At 73.2% G+C, this 19,173-nt stretch carries 14 protein-coding genes; 4 read left to right on the top strand and 10 right to left on the bottom strand.

Annotation, left to right across the window (positions count from 1 at the left end):
- Nucleotides 1-178: 178 nt before the first annotated feature.
- From ACFWPT_RS13300 to rsmH, 10 genes are all read right to left on the bottom strand, one after another.
- Entirely contained in the window at nucleotides 179-955 is a 777-nt protein-coding gene (locus ACFWPT_RS13300; protein WP_380372143.1) for a cell division protein FtsQ/DivIB, read from the bottom strand.
- Nucleotides 948-2,054: an undecaprenyldiphospho-muramoylpentapeptide beta-N-acetylglucosaminyltransferase gene (murG, locus tag ACFWPT_RS13305; RefSeq protein WP_363368408.1), complete on the bottom strand. Its 1,107-nt coding sequence runs from the start codon at nucleotides 2,052-2,054 to the stop codon at nucleotides 948-950. Before murG ends, ACFWPT_RS13300 begins: the two co-directional genes overlap by 8 nt.
- Nucleotides 2,055-2,060: 6 nt before the next feature.
- The gene (ftsW, locus tag ACFWPT_RS13310) at nucleotides 2,061-3,368 is read right to left on the bottom strand and encodes a putative lipid II flippase FtsW (protein WP_380372147.1); all 1,308 of its coding nucleotides are present in this window, start codon (nucleotides 3,366-3,368) and stop codon (nucleotides 2,061-2,063) included.
- A gap of 131 nt (nucleotides 3,369-3,499) precedes the next feature.
- The gene (murD, locus tag ACFWPT_RS13315) at nucleotides 3,500-4,954 is read right to left on the bottom strand and encodes a UDP-N-acetylmuramoyl-L-alanine--D-glutamate ligase (protein ID WP_380481715.1); all 1,455 of its coding nucleotides are present in this window, start codon (nucleotides 4,952-4,954) and stop codon (nucleotides 3,500-3,502) included.
- Nucleotides 4,951-6,012 (bottom strand): phospho-N-acetylmuramoyl-pentapeptide-transferase, encoded by a 1,062-nt coding sequence (gene mraY / locus ACFWPT_RS13320; protein WP_063347238.1) that lies wholly within the window; start codon nucleotides 6,010-6,012, stop codon nucleotides 4,951-4,953. The genes murD and mraY overlap by 4 nt, the downstream gene beginning before the upstream one ends.
- Entirely contained in the window at nucleotides 6,012-7,415 is a 1,404-nt protein-coding gene (murF, locus tag ACFWPT_RS13325; protein ID WP_380481717.1) for a UDP-N-acetylmuramoyl-tripeptide--D-alanyl-D-alanine ligase, read from the bottom strand. Before murF ends, mraY begins: the two co-directional genes overlap by 1 nt.
- A complete protein-coding gene (locus tag ACFWPT_RS13330; protein ID WP_380481720.1) occupies nucleotides 7,412-9,064 on the bottom strand; it encodes a UDP-N-acetylmuramoyl-L-alanyl-D-glutamate--2,6-diaminopimelate ligase in 1,653 nt (550 codons plus the stop codon). Before ACFWPT_RS13330 ends, murF begins: the two co-directional genes overlap by 4 nt.
- A 6-nt stretch (nucleotides 9,065-9,070) precedes the next feature.
- Entirely contained in the window at nucleotides 9,071-11,263 is a 2,193-nt protein-coding gene (locus ACFWPT_RS13335) for a peptidoglycan D,D-transpeptidase FtsI family protein (protein WP_380481722.1), read from the bottom strand.
- Nucleotides 11,260-11,745 (bottom strand): cell division protein FtsL, encoded by a 486-nt coding sequence (locus ACFWPT_RS13340; protein WP_380426413.1) that lies wholly within the window; start codon nucleotides 11,743-11,745, stop codon nucleotides 11,260-11,262. Before ACFWPT_RS13340 ends, ACFWPT_RS13335 begins: the two co-directional genes overlap by 4 nt.
- A gap of 133 nt (nucleotides 11,746-11,878) precedes the next feature.
- The gene (rsmH, locus tag ACFWPT_RS13345) at nucleotides 11,879-12,853 is read right to left on the bottom strand and encodes a 16S rRNA (cytosine(1402)-N(4))-methyltransferase RsmH (RefSeq protein WP_063347242.1); all 975 of its coding nucleotides are present in this window, start codon (nucleotides 12,851-12,853) and stop codon (nucleotides 11,879-11,881) included.
- Between the two features lie 563 nt (nucleotides 12,854-13,416).
- On the opposite strand from rsmH, the gene ACFWPT_RS13350 reads away from it, so the two are divergent.
- From ACFWPT_RS13350 to ACFWPT_RS13365, 4 genes are all read left to right on the top strand, one after another.
- The gene (locus ACFWPT_RS13350) at nucleotides 13,417-13,959 is read left to right on the top strand and encodes a carbonic anhydrase (RefSeq protein ID WP_063347243.1); all 543 of its coding nucleotides are present in this window, start codon (nucleotides 13,417-13,419) and stop codon (nucleotides 13,957-13,959) included.
- Between the two features lie 373 nt (nucleotides 13,960-14,332).
- Nucleotides 14,333-15,277 (top strand): AAA family ATPase, encoded by a 945-nt coding sequence (locus ACFWPT_RS13355; RefSeq protein ID WP_380481737.1) that lies wholly within the window; start codon nucleotides 14,333-14,335, stop codon nucleotides 15,275-15,277.
- A gap of 1 nt (nucleotide 15,278) precedes the next feature.
- A complete protein-coding gene (locus ACFWPT_RS13360; RefSeq protein WP_363368395.1) occupies nucleotides 15,279-16,595 on the top strand; it encodes a DUF58 domain-containing protein in 1,317 nt (438 codons plus the stop codon).
- Nucleotides 16,592-19,045, top strand: coding sequence for a transglutaminaseTgpA domain-containing protein (locus ACFWPT_RS13365; RefSeq protein WP_380481725.1), 2,454 nt, complete (start codon nucleotides 16,592-16,594; stop codon nucleotides 19,043-19,045). The genes ACFWPT_RS13360 and ACFWPT_RS13365 overlap by 4 nt, the downstream gene beginning before the upstream one ends.
- Nucleotides 19,046-19,173: the final 128 nt, after the last annotated feature.

Consider the following 19,173-nt stretch of genomic DNA (forward strand, 5'->3'; position numbering starts at 1 on the left):
TCTGGTGACACAGGACACTAGGTGGCTCCAGGCACGTGTTTCAACGAACACGCCGAGCTTCCCCTTTTCTTTTGAGCCTATGTGATCATCGGCCGGCATATGAAACCGGGGTGACCACCAAGGGTCGGGCCGACACTTCACAGCGTCAACCCCTCCCTCAGGCACAGAACCTACCGGATCATCCCGACACCGCCGGCGCCTCCGGCGCACTCACGTCGAAGTTCGAGCCCTTCTGAGCCATCAACGCGACCAGTGTCCGGGCCTTGCGATCGGTCTGCTCCGGGCTCCCCCAGCGCACCGTCGCACCCCCGCTGAGCTGCAGCTGAATATCGTCGTACGAGTGCACCAGCACCGCTCCGGCCCGCTTCGCCACCTCGGGCGGCAGTCCGGCGGCCACCGACACCGCGCCCTGCACCAGCTGCGCACGGGAGATCACCCCGTCCGCGTCCTTCGCCTGCTGACTGAGCCGCAGTTCCACCACCGGCACCCCCTCCGGCGGGGCCGCCTCGGTGGCGAAGCTCACGCCGACGGCGTCCACCTGGGTGAACTGACCGTCCTCCCCCTTGACGGCCGCCACCGCCGTGCGCTGGACGACCTTCACCCGCAGGGTGTGCGGCCAGCCCCGCCACACCTCGGCCTTCGCCACCCGGGGGATCGCCTCCACCCGGCGCTGGACGGCGTCCAGGTCCACTCTGGCCAGCGGGCCGTCACCGATCCCGCCGATCGCCTCGCGGACCTGGTCCGCCGTCAGCTTCTCGTCCTTCGGCCCCTGGACCGCGACCTCGCGCACGTCCAGCACCGAGGAGAAGAACACCACCCAGGCCAGCACGCCCAGCACCGCGGCGCCGAGCACGCTCAGCACCACGATGCCCCGCCGGGAGAGCCGGAGCCGAGGAGCGGACTCCTCGGCCTCCAGCTCTTCCTCCAACGGGTCGGCGAGCCGGCCGTCAGCCACGGCGGCGACCGCCGCGGGAGGCCTGGATGGCCTCGTAGACCATGCCGACCAGCAGGTCGTCGGCGTCCCGGCGGCCGAACTCGGCGGCGGCCCGGCTCATGTCCCACAGCCGCTGCGGGTCGGTGAGCACCGGCAGCACGTTCTGCAGCACCCAGTCCGGGGTCAGCTCGGCGTCGTCCACCAGCAGGCCGCCGCCGGCCTTGACCATCGGCTGGGCGTTCAGCCGCTGCTCGCCGTTGCCGATCGGCAGCGGGACGAACGCGGCGGGCAGCCCGACGGCGGCCAGCTCGGCGACGGTCATGGCGCCGGCCCGGCAGAGCATCAGGTCCGCCGCCGCGTAGGCGAGGTCCATCCGGTCGACGTACGGCACCGCGCGGTACGGCGGCATCCCTGGGATGTCCTCGACCTGCGGCAGCTCGTTCTTAGGGCCGACGGCGTGCAGGATCTGCACGCCGTACTGCTGGAGCCGCGGGGCGATCGCGGTGACCACCTCGTTGAGCCGGCGCGCGCCCTGGGAGCCGCCGGAGACCAGCAGGGTGGGCAGCCGCTGGTCGAGGCCGAAGTAGTGCCGGGCCTCCGGCCTGGCGGCGCCCCGGTCCAGGGTGGCGATGGTCCGGCGCAGCGGGATGCCGATGTACCGGGAGTCGCGCAGCTTGCTGTCCGGCGTGGAGACCGCGACGAAGTCCGTGTAGCGGGCGCCGATCTTGTTGGCCAGGCCCGGACGGGCGTTCGCCTCGTGCACCACGATCGGCACGCCGGCCCGCTTGGCGGCCAGGTAGGCGGGCATCGCGACGTAGCCGCCGAAGCCGACCACGGCGTCCGCGTTGACCCGCTCGATGATCTCCTGGGCGGCCCGGACGGTGCCGCGCAGCCGGCCGGGGACGGTGATCAGCTCGGGGGTGGGCTTGCGGGGCAGCGGGACGGCCGGAATCAGCTCCAGCTGGTAGCCGCGTTCCGGCACCAGCCGGGTCTCCAGTCCGCGCTCGGTTCCCAGGGCGGTGATCCCGATGGACGGGTCGTGCCTGCGGAGGGCGTCCGCGAGGGCCAGCGCCGGCTCGATGTGACCGGCGGTCCCCCCGCCGGCGAGTACGACATGCACCGAAATTCACCGCTCCCTGCGTGCCGGCCCCGGGGCCGGGCGCGCTGTGGTTCGTCGTCGTGGCAGCACCCGGGCCAGTCGTCTCCTGATCCGGGAGTTCTTGCTCCGGGCGGCCAGCGCCGCCTTCGCGCCCGAGGTGCTGCGCGCCAGGCACAGCAGCACTCCGATCGCGGACATGGCCGACAGCATGGCGGAACCGCCGTAGGAGAACAGCGGGAGCGGGACGCCCGCGATGGGCAGCAGTCCCAGCGCCGACCCCAGGTTGATCATGGCCTGCGCCATGATCCAGGTGGTGGCGGCTCCCGCGGCGTACCTGACGAAGGGGTCCTTCGTACCGATGGCCACACGGATACCCGCGTAGCCTAGTGCCGCGAAGAGACCGATCACCGACAGCGTCCCCACCAGGCCCAGTTCCTCGCCGGTCGCGGCGAAGATGAAGTCGGTGTGCGCCTCGGGCAGCTGGCCCCATTTCTCCACGCCGGCACCGAGGCCGGTGCCGAAGCCTCCGCCGAGCGCGAACGAGTAGACGCCGTGCAGCGCCTGGAAGCAGGCCCCGTCGGGGTCGGGCTTGGTGACGCCGATGCAGCCCAGGCGCTCCGCCCGGTGCGGGACGCTGATCACCAGCGCGGTGCAGACGACCACGGCCACCCCGACGGTGGCCACGAACAGCCGCAGCGGCGCGCCGACCATCCAGAGCATCGCGAACAGCATCGCCACCAGGATCATCGAGGTGCCCATGTCGCCGCCGAGCATGATCAGCGCGAGCAGCAGCAGGGCGCCCGGCACCAGCGGGACGAGCAGGTGCTTCCAGGTGGTGAGGGTGCCGGCCTTCTGCTTGCGGGCGAGCAGGTCGGCGCCCCAGAGCACCAGCGCGAGCTTGGCGAACTCCGAGGGCTGGAACTGGAAGAAGCCGAAGTCCAGCCAGTTCTGGTTGCCGTTGATCCGCACCCCGATGCCGGGCACGGCGACCAGCGCGAGCGCGCCGATCACCCCGAACATCACCGGGTAGACGATCACCCGCAGCACCGCCAGCGGCACGGAGGCGAAGCCGATCAGCAGGACCAGGCCGAGGATGGCCGCGATCAGCTGCTTGAGGAAGTAGTACTGCGCCGAGTGGTGCTGGCCCAGGGCGAGGATCTGCGAGGCCGAGAAGACCATCATCAGGCCGAGCACCACCAGCAGCAGCGTCGTGCCGATGACGAGCAGGTAGGGCGTGAGCGGCCGGTCCAGCCAGTACCGCACCCGGTACCGGAAGGCCCGGACCCGGGCCAGCGGTCCGGCCGACTTGTACTTGGTCGTGGTGGCCGAGATCACGCGCCACGGCTCGGCGGCCTCCCGCTCCGGTGTTCCGGAACCCGCCCTGCCCTGCCCAGCCACTCCCCGCTCACTCTCTCTTCACGGCTCACCCGCCGCCGGGCCGCTTTGGCCCGGCACGGCCCTTCGGCTCACTCCCCGCGGTCCGCCAGCTGCCGGACCGCGGCGGCGAAGAGGTCGCCGCGCTCGCCGTAGTTGGTGAACATGTCCATCGAGGCGCAGGCCGGTGCCAGCAGCACCGTGTCACCCGACCGGGCGAGCGAGGCGGCCGTCCGGACGACCTCCGCCATCGCCACCGCGCCAGTCTGGCCCTCGGCCGCCTCGATCACCGGGACATCCGGAGCGTGTCGCTCCAGCGCCTCCCGGATCAGCGCGCGGTCCTCGCCGATCAGCACGGCCGCGCGCAGCCGCCCGGCGGCGCCCTGGACCAGGTCGTCGAAGGTCGCGCCCTTGGCCAGGCCGCCGGCGATCCAGACGACCGGCCGGTAGGAGGCCAGCGAGGCGGCGGCGGCGTGGGTGTTGGTGGCCTTGGAGTCGTCGATGTAGGTGACCTCGCCGACCACGCCGACCTCGGCGATCCGGTGGGCGTCCGGGCGGAAGGCCCGCAGGCCCTCCCGGACGGCCTTCGGCTCGACGCCGTACGCCCGGGCCAGCGCCGCCGCGGCGAGCGCGTTGGCGATGTTGTGCGGGGCCGGCGGGTTGACGTCCTCGACGGCGCCCAGCTCGGCCGCGTTCTTGGCCCGGTCGGCCACGAACGCGCGGTCCACCAGCAGCCCGTCGACCACGCCGAGGTTCGACAGGGCGGGCGCGCCGAGGCCGAAGCCGATCGCCCGGCAGCCCTCCTCGACGTCGGCCTCGCGGACCAGCGCCTCGGTGGCCGGGTCGGCCAGGTTGTACACGCAGGCGACGGTGTTGCCCTGGTAGATCCGGCCCTTGTCGGCGGCGTACGCCTCCATCGAGCCGTGCCAGTCGAGGTGGTCGGGGGCCAGGTTGAGCACGACCGCCGAGTGCGGGCGCAGCGAGGGCGCCCAGTGCAGCTGGTAGCTGGAGAGCTCGACGGCGAGCACGTCGTAGGGCTCCTCGGCGAGGACCGCGTCCAGCACCGACACCCCGACGTTGCCGACGGCGGCGGTGCGCCTGCCGGCGGCGGTGAGGATCGAGGCGAGCATCTGGACGGTGGTGGTCTTGCCGTTGGTGCCGGTGACGGCCAGCCAGGGGGCGGGCTCGCCGGTGGCGGGCAGCGGCCGGCGCAGGCGCCAGGCGAGTTCGACGTCGCCCCAGACCTCGATGCCGGCCGCCGCGGCGGCGGCGAACAGCGGGCGGTCGGGCGCCCAGCCGGGCGAGGTGACGACCAGCCGGGCGCCCTCGGGCAGGCTGTCGCCGTCGCCGAGGCGGACGGTGACGCCGAGCGCCTCCAGCTCGGCGGCCCGGGCGGTCAGGCCCGCGCCGCTGCCGCCGTCCACCACGGTGACGTGGGCGCCGAGGCCGTGCAGGACGCGCGCGGCGCTGATGCCGGAGACGCCGAGCCCGGCGACGACGACGGGCAGCTTCACGAACTGCGAATTGATCAACTGGGGGTTCGTCATCCGGTCCGGTATCCCGCGTAGAAGAGGCCGAGGCCGACGGCCACGCAGAGTCCCTGGATGATCCAGAACCGGACCACGACCAGGACTTCGCTCCAGCCCTTGAGTTCGAAGTGGTGCTGCAGTGGCGCCATCTTGAAGACGCGCTTGCCGGTCATCCGGAACGAGCCGACCTGGATGATCACCGACAGGGTGATGATCATGAAGAGGCCGCCGAGCAGGATCAGCAGCAGCTCGGTGCGCGAGCAGATCGCCAGGCCGGCCAGGGCGCCGCCGAGGGCGAGCGAGCCGGTGTCGCCCATGAAGATCTTGGCGGGCGAGGTGTTCCACCAGAGGAAGCCGAAGCAGGAGCCCATCAGGGCGGCGGCGACCACCGCGAGGTCCAGCGGGTCGCGGACGTCGTAGCAGCTGACGGTCGCGGTGACGGAGTAGGCGCAGCTCTGCCCGTACTCCCAGACGCCGATGAAGGTGTAGGCGCCGAAGGCCATCACCGAGGCACCGGTGGCGAGGCCGTCCAGACCGTCCGTCAGGTTCACGCCGTTGGAGGTCGCGGCGATCATGAAGTAGGCGAAGATGACGAACAGCACGGGGCCGATCGACCAGCCGTAGTCCCGCACGAAGGACAGGTGCTGGGACGCCGGGGTGAGCCCGCGGTCGTCGTGGAACTGCAGCGCCAGCACGGCGAAGGCCAGGCCGACGATGGACTGGCCGGCCAGCTTCGCCTTGGCCCGCAGACCGAGCGAGCGGCGCTTGACCACCTTGATGTAGTCGTCCAGGAAGCCGACCAGGCCCAGACCCGCCGTCAGGAAGAGCACCAGCAGGCCGGAGGCGGTCGGGCTCTCGCCCGTTATCGCCTTGGTCCCGAAGTAGGCGATCAGGGTCGCCAGGATGAAGGCGATGCCGCCCATGGTGGGCGTGCCCTTCTTGCTGTGGTGCGCCTTCGGCCCGTCGTCACGGATGTACTGGCCGTAGCCCTGCCGGGCGAGCAGCTTGATCAGGGCGGGGGTGCCGGCCAGCGACAGGATCAGGCCGATCATGCCGGAGAAGAGGATCTGCTTCATTACGCGGCCACACCGTCCGAGAGGAGGGCCTCGGCCACCTTCTCCAGCCCCACCGAACGGGACGCCTTCACCAGGACCACATCCCCCGGCCGAAGTTGACTGCGCAGCAGCTCGACCGCCGCGTCCGCGTCGGACACCAGCACCGACTCCTCACCCCACGAACCTTCGTTCCTCGCGCCGAGTTCCATGCAGGCCGCCTCGCGTCCACCGACCGCCACCAGCTTGGTGACGTCCAGTCGGACGGCGAGCCGCCCGATGGCGTCGTGCTCGGCCAGGCTCTCCTCGCCGAGCTCCCGCATCTCGCCGAGCACCGCCCAGGTGCGGCGGCGCTCCGGGCCGCGTCCCCCCATCGAGACCAGCGCCCGCAGCGCGGCCCGCATCGAGTCGGGGTTCGCGTTGTAGGCGTCGTTGACGACGGTGACACCATCGGCCCGGTCGACGACCTCCATGCGCCAGCGGGACAGCGCACCCGCTTCGCCCAGGGCGGTCGCGGTGTCGTCGACGGACATCCCGAGCTCCACCGCCACCGCAGCGGCGGCGAGGGCGTTCGAGACGTGGTGCTCACCGTACAGGCGCAGCTGCACGGGCGCGGAACCGGCCGGGGTGGTGAGCGTGAAGGACGGCCGTCCGGCGGCGTCCAGCTGAACGTTCGTCGCCCGGACGTGGGCGTCCGGGGATTCCCCGAACAGGACCACCTTCGCCCTGGTACGGCTGGCCATCGCGCGCACCAGCCGGTCGTCCGCGTTGAGGATCGCGGCGCCGTCGGCGGGCAGCGCCTCGACGAGTTCGCCCTTCGCCTCGGCGATCGCCTCCTGCGAGCCGAACTCGCCGACGTGCGCGGTGCCGACGTTCAGCACCAGGCCGATCCGGGGCGGCGTGATCGTGGTGAGGTACTCGATGTCGCCCTTGTGCCGGGCGCCCATCTCCATGACCAGGTGCCGGGTGCCGGGCTCGACCCGCAGCGCGGTCATCGGGTGGCCGATCTCGTTGTTGAGCGAGCCGGGCGGGTAGACCGTGTCGCCGATGCGCTGCAACAGCTGCGCGATCAGGTCCTTGGTGCTGGTCTTGCCGGCCGAGCCGGTCAGCGCGACGACGGCGGTGCCCTCGGCGCGGGCGACCACGGTCCGGGCCAGCTTGCCGAGCGCGTCCACCACACTGTCGACCAGGACGGCGGGCACGCCGACCGGGTGGTCGGCCAGCACCGCGACGGCGCCGGCCCCGACCGCGACGGCGGCGTAGTCGTGGCCGTCCACGTGCTCGCCGACGAAGGCCGCGAACAGGCCGCCGGGGCGCACCTTCCGCGAGTCGACCTCGACCGGGCCGGTCACCAGGGCGCCGGGGTCGGCGCCGTCCAGGGTGCCCCCGACTGCGGCGGCCACCTCGGCGAGGGTCAGTGCGATCACTGCTGCTCTACTCCTCGGTCGCCCCGGGCGGCCGTGGTCTGCGTGATGGATTCGCGCAGCACCTCCCGGTCGTCGAAGGGGCGGATCTCGTCTCGTACGTACTGGCCAAGTTCGTGGCCCTTGCCGGCCACCAGCACGGTGTCCCCGGCGTGGGCGCGGGCGACGGCGATCCGGATCGCCTCGACCCGGTCGGGGACGACCAGGACGGTCCCGCGCTCGGCCTCGGGCACCGCTGCGGCGCCGGTCAGCATGCTGGCGAGGATCGCCAGCGGGTCCTCGCTGCGCGGGTTGTCGCTGGTCAGCAGGGCGGTGTCGGCGAGCCGGGCGGCGATGGCGCCCATCGGGCCGCGCTTGTGCGGGTCGCGGTCTCCGCCGCAGCCGACGACGACGTGCAGCCGGCCCTTGGTGACCTCGCGCAGCGAGCCGAGGACGGCCTGGAGGGCATCCGGCTTGTGCGCGTAGTCGACCACGGCGACGAACGCCTGTCCGGCGTCCACCCGCTCCAGCCGGCCCGGCACGCCGGGCACCGCGGCGACGCCGGCCACGGCCCGCTCCAGCGGCAGGCCGGCGGCGACCAGCAGGGTGATCGCGGCGAGCGCGTTGGCCACGTTGAACGGGCCGGGCAGCGGCACGGCCGCGTCGGCCTCGGCGCCGTCCGGGCCGAGCACCCGGAAGGTGGAGCCGACCGGGCCGAGCTGGACGTCCACGGCCCGCCAGTCGGCCTCGACGGCGCCGGTGGCGGAGAAGGTGGTCACCGGGATCTTGGCCTCGGCGGCCAGCCGGCGGCCGTACTCGTCGTCCACGTTGACCACGCCGTGGCGGGACTTGCCGGGCTGGAAGAGCCGGGCCTTCGCCTGGAAGTAGTCCTCCATGTCCGGGTGGAAGTCGAGGTGCTCGGGGGTGAGGTTGTTGAACAGGGAGACGTCGTACGTCACCCCGTCGGTGCGGCCGTAGACCAGCGCGTGGCTGGAGACCTCCATGGTCACCGCGTCCGCGCCGCGCTCGGCCATCACGCCGAGGATCGCGTGCAGGTCGGTGGCCTCGGGGGTGGTGCGCTCGCTCTTGATCCGCTCGTCGCCGACCCGCATCTCGACGGTGCCGATCACCCCGGGGGCGCGTCCGGCGCCGAGCAGGCCGCCCTCGACCAGGTAGGAGGTGGTGGTCTTGCCGTTGGTGCCGGTCAGCCCGATCATCAGCAGCCGCTCGGAGGGGCGGCCGTAGACGGCGGCCGCGAGCTCGCCCATCCGGGCCCGCGGCCGGTCGACGACCAGCAGCGGCAGGCCGGTGCCGGCCGCCAGCTCGGCGCCGGCCGGGTCGGTGAGCAGCGCCGCCGCGCCCGCCGCCGCGGCCTGGGCCGCGAAGGCCGCGCCGTGGTGGTTGGCGCCGGGGAAGGCCACGTACACATCGCCGGGGCGCACCGCCCGGGAGTCGTGGGTGACGCCGCTGACGAGGCCCCCCTCGACGGGGTCGAGGCCCAGCTGGCGGGCCAGTTCGGCGAGCGGCAGGGCGGCGGTCCCGGCCGGGCGGGGCGGACTCACGGTGATTTGATCGGGTTTCGGCACGGCGGGAAGGCTATCCGCCGAAGGGTGTCCAGGGCCAAACCGGCCCTTCGCCGCGCCGCCGTCCGGCCCGACCCGCTCGTTGCTCATGCTCGCTCACGGCTTCCACTCGACGGGCAGGTTGGGCGCCTCGCTGCCGCTGGGCGGGACCTGCATGGTCTTCAGGGTGAACTCCATCACCTGCTTGAACACCGGTCCGCACAGCTGGCCGCCGAAGTGGCCGTTGACCGGCCCCTGGAGGGTGCAGGAGACGGTGTACCGGGGGGCGTCGGCGGGGGCGAAGCCGATGAAGGAGGCGGTGTAGCCGTCGTAGCCGACGCCGTTGGCGGCCCCCCGGTTGGCGGTGCCGGTCTTGCCGGCGACCCGGTAGCCGGGGATGGCGGCCTTGCCGCCGGTGCCCTGCTCGTCGTCGACGACCGACTCCAGCATCGAGGTGAGGGTCTTGGCGGTCTCTTCGCCGACCACCCTGGTCTGCTCGCCCGGCGGGGTCGCGGTGTACTTGCCGTCCGGGCTGGTGGTGCCCTGGACGATGCTGGGCGCGACCCGGACGCCGCCGTTGGCGATGGTCGAGTACACCGAGGTGGCCTGCAGCGCGTTCATCTGCATCGGGCCCTGGCCGAAGGAGGTGTTGTACTTCTCCGAGGCGACAAGGTCCTCCGGCTTCTTGAGCTTCCCGGCCGTCTCGCCGGGGAAGTTCAGACCGGTCGGCTGGGCGACGCCGAACTTGCGCATGTAGCTGTCCAGGATCTGGTTGGCCTTCAGCTGGTCGCCGTCGCCGAGCGTCTCCATGGCCTCGATGGTGCCGATGTTGGAGGACTTGGCCAGCACCCCGGCCAGGGTCAGGTACCAGGTTTTGTGCTCGATGTCGTCCTTGAACTGCTGGCCGGCCCGGACCAGCGGGTAGGGCACCGTGACCTTGGTGTCCCAGGTGGCCTTGCCGGTGTCCAGGACGGCTCCCAGGGTCATCAGCTTGGCGGTGCTGCCCGGCTCGTACGCGTCGACCAGCGCGGCGTTGCCCATCTGGGACTGCTTGGCGGTGCTCAGGTCGTTCGGGTTGAAGCCGGGCGCGGTGGCCATCGCGAGGACCTGACCGGTCTTCACGTCCTGGACGACGACGTAGCCCTTCTCCGCCCCGGAGTTGGCGACCTGGTCGGTGAGCGCCCGCTGGGCGGCCCACTGGATGTCCCGGTTGATGGTCAGCTTCACGTCGGTGCCGGGCACGGCCGGGTCCATCGAGCCCCCGGCGGTGGGCACCAGCCGGCCGCCCGCCTGGGCGTAGCTGCTGTGCCCGTCCTTGCCGGCGAGCTGCTTCTGGTACTGGAGCTCCAGGCCGCCGGCGCCCTCGCCCTCGCCGTTGACGAAGCCGACCAGGTTGGCGGCCAGGCCGTCGGCGGGGTAGATCCGCTTCTGGGTCTCCCGGTTGAACACCCCGGCCAGCGGGTTGGCGCACTCGTTGTCGACCCGGGTGCGTCCGCCCTGGTCGGCGGCCTTGGTCAGCAGCCGCTTCTGGGCCTGGCAGGTCCGCGAGCCGGCCTGCTTCTCCAGGCCCGCCTTGAGGTCGCTGATCTGGCTCTTGGTGGCCGGGGTCTGCTGGGCGGCGAGCCGCTTGTAGCGGGTCTTGGGGGTGTGCAGGTCGGCGGCGATCTTGTCCTTGGGCACGCCGAGGATCGGCGACAGCAGGGCGGCCGCCTGCTCCGGGGCGTCCGGGATGCCGGTCGCCGCCGGGGTGAACATCGCCGGGTCGGCGGTGATGTCGTACGCGTCGACGGTGGCGGCCAGCGCCACCCCGTCGGAGGACGTTATCGAGCCGCGCTCGGCGGTGATCGGGATGTTCAGGTAGCGGTTGGTGTTGGCGTCGGCGGCCAGCGCGTCGGAGTCCAGCAGCTGGAGCTGCACCAGGCGGCCGGCGAACACCGAGAACACCAGCGACATCACCACGGTGATCACCCGCAGGCGGCGCTTGGGCTCGGCCAGCCGGAGCGCCTTGGGGCGCTGCGGGCGGCGCGGCCGGACGGCGGCCTGGCTCCGGGCCGGCGGGCGGCCCTCGGGGCGGCGCTGCTGCGGTGCCCGGGGTGTACGGGCGGCGGCGGCCTTGGCGGGCTGGCCCTTGGCCGGCTGCCCCTTCGCGGACTGTCCCTTGACGGGCTGTCCCTTCGCGGGCTGCCCCTTTGCGGGCTGGGCCTTGCCGGCGGACTGGCCGCGCGGCGCGGCCGCGCGGGGCGCGGCGCCCTTGGGCGGCTGGCGGCGGCCGTTGCCGGAGCCTCCGGACGGCTGACGTGGCGTGCTCATCGGCCCGCACCTCCGGTCGACGGTGCGGGCGCGGCCGGGGAGGCCGGGTTGATCTGGACCACGGAGTCACCGGCCGTCGCCGCCGGACTCGGTGCACCTGGGGGCGCACCCGTCGGGGCGCTCGGCGCCGGCTGCTTCATCGGCCACGGGTCGACCGTCGAACGCTTGACCGGCGGGCTGTCCTGCGCCGGTCCGGGCGTGCCGATCACCTTGCCGCCGTTCGGGACGTCCAGGAAGGCCATCCCGCCGGCCGGGACCATGCCCAGCTCGGCGGCCCGCCGGGCCAGCGCGTCCGGCGCCGAGCTCTGGTCGATCTGGTGCTGGAGGCCCTGCTTCTCGTCGGTCGCCACGGTGGTCTGCTTCTGCAGCCGGGACAGCTCGAAGGAGCCCTCGTTGAGCGCCGTGTTCAGCGCCAGCAGCCCGAGCAGCCCCGCCGCGAGCAGCACCACCACGAGCACCGCGAACGGCGTGCGGCCCCGCACCGGACGCCGCCCCGGCCGGACCGTGATCCGCGCCCTGCCCTGTCCGGGGAACGATCCCCGCCCCGCCCGGACCTCACCGGCCACCGGCCCCACTGCTCTCCTCCGCCCTTCGGACCCCGCCGGGGCCAACGTTTCAGCCCCGCTTGCTACGGTCCCTGATCCTCTCCGCCACCCGCAGCCGTACGGGCGCGGCGCGCCGGTTCTCCTCGATCTCCTCCTCCGTGGCCTGCTCGGCACCACGGGTGATCAGCTTGAGCCAGGGCTGGTGCTCCTCCGGGATGAACGGCAGCCCCGGCGGCGCGGTGTTGGTCGACCCGGCGGCGAAGTACTGCTTCACCAGCCGGTCTTCCAGCGACTGGTAGGACATCACGACCATCCGACCGCCGATCGCCAGGGCCTCCAGCGCTCCGGGGATCGCCCGGTCCAGGACCTCCAGCTCGCCGTTGACCTCGATCCGCAGCGCCTGGAACGTCCGCTTGGCCGGGTTCCCGCCGGTCCGGCGGGTCGCCGCCGGAATGGCGTTCCGCACCAACTCGACCAGACGCGCGCTGTTGGTGAACGGTTCCTTCTCCCGCTCCCGCAGGATCACCGAGGCGATCTTCCCGGCGAACCGCTCCTCGCCGTAGACCTTGAGGATCCGGGCCAGGGCACCGTGGCTGTAGGTGTTCAGCACCTCCGCCGCGCTGATCCCCCGGGTCTGGTCCATCCGCATGTCCAGCGGCGCGTCCTGCGCGTACGCGAAACCGCGATCGGCCTCGTCCAGCTGCATCGAGGAGACGCCGAGGTCGAACAGGACGCCGTCCACCCGGTCGATGTCCAGGCGCTCCAGTACCTCGGGGATCTCGTCGTAGACGGCGTGCACCAGGGTGGCCCGGTCGCCGAAGGGCGCCAGCCGCTCACCGGAGAGCTTCAGCGCCTGCGGATCGCGGTCCACCGCGACCAGCCGCACCTCGGGGAACTGGGTGAGCAGCGCCTCGCTGTGCCCGCCGAGGCCGAGGGTGGCATCCACCACCACCGCCCCGGGGCGCGAGATCGCCGGAGCCAGGGCGTCCATGCACCGCTGCAGCATGACCGGAACGTGCTTGGGGCCCGGATCGTTGGTGGTCATGCGCGGTGGCGCCCTTCCTCAGGTGCGGAGCAGCCCGACGACCGGGAGCTTCGACCATTCTCGCCCACCACTGCACGACGCGACGACGCGGCCCGTGGTCCCCGCCCGCTCCAAGGGGAAGATCGTGACCGCCCGGCGCCGGGGAAGGTGCGCCAGGTGGGCACGGAGCGGGTGGAGGCCACGGGCCGCATCGACCGGGCCACCCGGGCCGGAAAAGCCCGGTTGACGGGATCCGGCGGGTGTGCTCCACTGCGCCGCAAACTCTATCGCGCGGACCCCGCCAGTCAATGGTCCGCTCCGGCGCACCACCCGGGCGGCGGTACGGATCACCGCAGGTCGCAGCCATGGGACTGGCCCCGCGGAGGTGCCGGCCGGGGGCCTGCGGGAGCGGCCGCGCGCCCCACCCGCGCACCCGCCCCGCGGGCGCTCCGGGACCAGCCCGGACAAACCCTCCCGAACGCGTGGAGCGGTCGGCCCGTTGTGGCTATGCGCTCGATCACAGCGGCCCGATCTGTAGCTCTCCTCCCCACCGCGGGCGCCCGAATCGCACTAACGTCGCCACCATGACAGTGACCCCCGACCGGCCGACGCCGACCGACGCTGCCGACTCCCCGCGACCCGCCATCATCGACCGCTTCGTCACGGACAACCGCGAGTACGCCGTGACCTTCCGGGACGGCGGGATGGACGCCCGCCCGGTCCAGAAGATCGCCGTGGTGGCGTGCATGGACGCCCGCCTCGACCTCTTCGCGGCACTCGGCCTCGAACTGGGCGACGCCCACGTCATCCGCAACGCGGGCGGCGTCGTCACCGACGACACCATCCGTTCCCTCACCATCAGTCAGCGCGCCCTCGGCACCCGCTCGGTCGCGCTGATCCACCACACCGGCTGCGGCCTGCTCGGGCTGACCGAGGACTTCCGCCGCGAGCTGGAACTGGAGGTCGGCCAGCGCCCGCAGTGGGCGGTGGAGGCCTTCGTCGACCTCGACGGCGACGTCCGCCAGTCCATGCAGCGGGTCCGCACCTCGCCCTTCCTGCTGCACACCGACGACGTCCGCGGCTTCGTCTTCGACGTCCACACCGGGCTCCTGCGCGAAATCCACTGAACCCCGTACCGCACCACCGCCCCCGCACCGTGCACCGCCCCGCCAACGGCGTCCGGGCATCCGGGGCCCTCCCGAGGGTGACTTCTGGTCACCGGTCAGGGGAGAATGCGCCTGCCGGTCAGACCCCGAACCACCTGGGGCGGCCAGGCCGCAGGCCGCTGCCCCGGCGCCGGATCCCCGACGGAACCGCCCCCGGGAAGGCCGCGTCAAGCATGGGGTGGGGTCCGGCCTCGGGGTGAGGCGGGCACAGGGTGCCAGGGAGCGTATACGGGTGACGAGCTACAGCGATCAGGCCGGTCTCGGCAGTTCTGCGGGGGGCGACCAGGGGACGGACGGGTACCACCGGGCCGGACTTCCCGAGCTCGCCGCGGTCGTGGACCGGATCCGCGCCAACATCGAGAGCGTGATCGAGGGCAAGCCGGAGGCCGTCCGGATCGCACTGACCGTCCTGCTCGCCGAGGGCCACCTGCTGCTGGAGGACGTGCCCGGCGTCGGCAAGACCATGCTGGCCAAGGCACTCGCCCGCTCGGTCGACTGCACCGTCCGCCGCATCCAGTTCACGCCCGACCTGCTGCCCTCGGACGTCACCGGCACCAATATCTACGACCAGCACCAGCGCGACTTCGAGTTCCGCCCGGGCGCGATCTTCGCGCAGATCGTGGTCGGCGACGAGATCAACCGCGCCTCGCCCAAGACCCAGTCCGCACTGCTGGAGTCGATGGAGGAGCGCCAGGTCACCATCGACGGCACCAGCTACGAGCTGCCCTCGCCGTTCATGGTCGTGGCCACCCAGAACCCGGTCGAGATGGAGGGCACCTACCCCCTGCCGGAGGCCCAGCGGGACCGCTTCATGGCCCGGATCTCGATCGGCTACCCCAGCCCCGAGGCCGAGTTCGCGATGCTCGACGTGCACTCCGGCGCCAGCCCGCTGGAGGACCTCCAGCCGGTGGCGCACGCCTCCGACATCCTCAAGCTGGTCGACCTGGTGCGCAGCGTGCACATCGCCGACCCGGTCCGCCGCTACGCCGTCGACCTGGTCGGCGCCACCCGCACCAGCCACGAACTGCGTCTGGGCGCCTCGCCGCGCGCCACCCTGCACCTGGTCCGGGCCGCCCGCGCCGGCGCCGCGCTCGACGGGCGCGACTACGTCACCCCGGACGACATCCAGCGCCTGGCCGTGCCCGTCCTCGCGCACCGTCTGATGCCGACCGCCGAGACCCAGCTCAGCCGCCGCACCGCCGAGCAGATCGTGACCGACCTGGTCGCCCGGCTGCCGCTGCCGCGCCCGCAGGGCGGCCCGGCCGTCCGGAGGGGCTGAGGTGGCCCCGTCCGACCCGACGTCAGGACTGCGGGCCGGGCTGCGCGGCCTCACCACCCGGGGGCGCTCCTTCCTCGCCGCCGGCGTCACCGCGGTCGGCTGCGCCTACCTGCTCGACCAGGACGCGCTGCTGCGCGTCGGCGTGCTGCTCGCCGCGCTGCCGCTGGCCGCCGCGCTGATGGTCGCCAACACCCGCTACCGGGTGGCCAGCGGCCGCCGGCTGAGCCCGCGTCGCGCGGTGGCCGGCCAGGAGGCCCGGGTCCACCTGCGGGTCGACAACGTCTCCCGGGTGCCCACCGGGCTGCTGCTCCTGGAGGACAAGGTCCCGTACGTGCTCGGGCCGCGCCCGCGCTTCGTGCTGGACCGGGTCGAACCGCGCGGCCACCGCGAGGTCTCCTACCGGGTCCGCTCCGACCTGCGCGGCCGCTACCCGCTCGGGCCGCTCCAGCTGCGGCTGTCCGACCCGTTCGGGATGTGCGAGGTGAACCGTTCCTTCTCCGCCTCCGACGTCCTCACCGTCGTCCCCCAGGTCCAGGCCCTGCCGCACGTGCGGCTGAGCGGCGAGTGGGGCGGCCAGGGCGAGAGCCGTGCCCGCACCCTGGCGCTGGCCGGCGACGACGACGTGATCCTGCGCGAGTACCGGCCCGGCGACGACCTGCGCCGGGTGCACTGGAAGTCCACCGCCCGGTACGGCGAGCTGATGGTGCGCCGCGAGGAGCAGCCGCAGCGGGCCCGGGCGACCGTCCTGCTGGACACCCGGGAGATCGGCCACCGGGGCAGCGGCCCCGCCTCCTCCTTCGAGTGGGCCGTGAGCTGCGCCGCCTCGGTCGCCGCGCACCTGCTGGAGCGCGGCTACCAGACCCAACTGCTCACCGACACCGGCCAGTGGGTGCCCGGCCCCGGCGGCGGCAACACCGCGGCCGACGCCTCCGGGCTGATCCTGGACGCGCTCGCGGTGGCCGACCTGTCCGACGGCGGCGGCCTCTCCCGCGCCGAGGAGCCGCTGCGCGCCGGCGGCGAGGGACTGCTGGTCGCCGTGCTCGGCGAACTCGACGAGGCGCAGACCGCCCGGCTGGCCCGGCTGCGCAACCGCACCGGCGGGGCCGTCGCGTTCCTCCTCGACACCGGCACCTGGGCGGGCCTGCGGATGCTCGCCCCCAACACCGGCGGCGACGAGTTCCGCAACCGGGTCCGGCAGCTGCGCGAGGCCGGCTGGACCGTCCTGCCGGCCAGCTCCGGGGACTCCGTCCCGGACCTCTGGCAGGCCGCCGACGGCGCCAAGACGACCTCCCCCTACCGAGAAGAGACCGGCGCGTGACCACCCGGGCCAAACTGACCGTCTACTCGGCGCTGGCCACCGCCCTCGCGTCGCTCTGCCTGACCCCGCTGCTCACCACCAGGAGCTGGGTCACCCACGCCTTCCTGGTGATCGCGGTGATCGCGGCGGTCGGCGCGGGCCTGCGGCGGGCCCCGCTGTACCGCTGGACGGTGCCGGTCGGCCAGCTGCTGGTGCTGTTCCTGCTGATCCTGATCGGCTTCGCCGGCTCCGGCTCGCTGCTGGGCGGCGTGCTGCCCGGGCCGTCCTCGCTGCGCGCCCTCGACCACGTCGTCAGCTCCGGCCTGGACGACATCCAGGTGTACGCCATCCCGGCGCCGCCCAACCCGGGCCTTCGGCTGATCCTGGTCGCCGCGGTCGGCCTGGTCGCCGTCGTGGTGGACACCGTCGCGGTGACGTACCGGCGCTCGGCGCTGGCCGGGCTGCCGCTGCTGGCGCTGTACTCGGTCGGCAACGGGCTCTCCGGGGACCACGGCAGCTGGCTCTGGTTCGCCCTGGCGTCGGCCGGCTACCTGGTGCTGCTGTTCGCCGAGGGGCAGGACCGGGTCTCCCGCTGGGGCCGGGTCTTCCACGGCGGCTCGCGCAACTGGACGAGCTCCGGCCGGGTCAGCCCGGGCGGCCAGCAGGTCGGCGTCCTCGCGCTGGTCGCGGCGCTGCTGCTGCCGGTCGTCCTGCCGCACTGGGACTCCGGCCTGCTGAGCCCCGACTCCGGCGGGTCCTCGGGCAGGAGCTCCATCGGGTCGGCCACCAGCCTCGACCCGCTGGTCAGCCTGGAGTCGGCGGTCACCAAGCCCACCAACAACGAACTGCTCACCTACACCCTGGACAGCGAAATCGCCGACCAGGTCTACCTGCGCACCGGGGCACTGGACCAGTTCGACGGCACCAACTGGCGGCTCGGCAGCACCACGGTCAACGACCTCCCGTCCTCCTTCCCCGCCCCCGAGGGCCTGCGGGACGCCAACCTCCCCCGGATCGAGGGCGACTTCCAGATCAGCGACCGGCTGGAGAAGAGCTGGCTGCCGATGCCCTATCCGGCCGCCTCCGTCCAGGTCCCCAACCGCTCCGACTGGAAGCTCGACCCGTTCACCCGCACCGTCCTGCCGACCAACGACCGGGCGATCCGCGGCCTGCGCTACCACGTCAGCGCCCTGGACCTGCGGCCCACCGCGAACGAGCTGCGCACCGCCTCGACCGCGCCGCAGGACATCCGGGACCACTACACCAGCCTCCCCCAGGACCTCCCGCCGGTCGTCGCGCAGCAGGCCCACGAGGTCACCGCCAAGGCGACGAACGACTACGACCGGGCGATGGCGCTGGTGAACTGGTTCACCGGCCCGCAGTTCCAGTACGACACCGCGGTCAACGGCGGCACCGGCAGCAACGCGATCGCGGTCTTCCTGCGCGACCGCAAGGGCTTCTGCGTCCACTTCGCCTCCACCATGGCGGCGATGGCCCGCACCCTGAAGATCCCGTCCCGGGTGGCCGTCGGCTTCACCCCCGGCGACGCCAAGGGCGGCAACGTCTACTCGGTGACCGGCCGGATGTACCACGCCTGGCCCGAGCTGTACTTCTCGGGCTACGGCTGGCTGCGCTTCGAGCCCACCCCGAGCCGCGGCAACCAGCCGCGCTACACCGAGCAGTCCACCACCGCGACCACCGCGCCGTCCCAGCAGCCGACCGCCTCCGCGCAGAGCTCGGCGCCGGTCCCGGCGCCGACCGACAGCAAGGGCTGCGACGCGAAGCAGCGCCAGCTGGGTGAGTGCGGCGACAGGAGCAAGGCCGTCAGCAGTGCCGCCGAGGACTCCTGGCTGCTGTCCGGGCAGGTCCTGGGCAGCGCCGCCGTGGTGGTGCTGGTGATCGCGCTGCTGCTGGTGCCGATGCTCTGGCGGTCGGCGCTGCGCCGGCGCCGGCTCGGCTCCGGCGGCCGGCGCGGGCCCGGCCGTGGCCCGGCCGAGCTCACCGACGCCCAGGTGCTGGCCGCCTGGGACGAGCTGATCGACTCCGCCTGGGACGTCGGAATTCCCCCGGACGAGTCACACACCCCGCGCTCGGCCGCCCGGCGGATCACCGAGAAGGCTGAGCTGGACGCGGACTCGGCGGCGGCCGCCGGTCGGCTGGCGCTGGCCACCGAACGGGTGCTCTACGCTCCGGCCGGCCAGGTCACCACCGCCCCGCTGTCGGCCGACGTCCGGACCGCCCGGCAGGGCCTGCGGGCCACCGCCAGCCGGGCCGGACGGACCAGGGCGGTGCTGCTGCCGCCGTCCTCGGCCCAGCTGTGGTGGCGGATCTCCGACGCCCTGCGAGCGGCCCGGGAGGCGGTCGGCACCAGGGTCGGCCGGGTGTCCACCGCGGTCACCGGCCCGGTGCGGCGGGTGGTCTCCCGGCGCAAGCGCAAGCCGGAGTCCGAGCAGGACCCCGGGGAGTCCTGAGCGGGGCCCGAGCGAACGGGCCGTCGCGCGGATACGAGAACGCCGGGGCGGGGCGGGGTAAGGCTGCCCCCCCCCGCGGTGGTCCCGCCGGGGGGCGCCCCCGCCGGCGTGCGGGGGGCGGCGCCCAA

Origin of the sequence: Kitasatospora sp. NPDC058478 (genome assembly GCF_042720345.1) — a bacterium.
In the GTDB taxonomy this organism is placed as follows: domain Bacteria; phylum Actinomycetota; class Actinomycetes; order Streptomycetales; family Streptomycetaceae; genus Kitasatospora.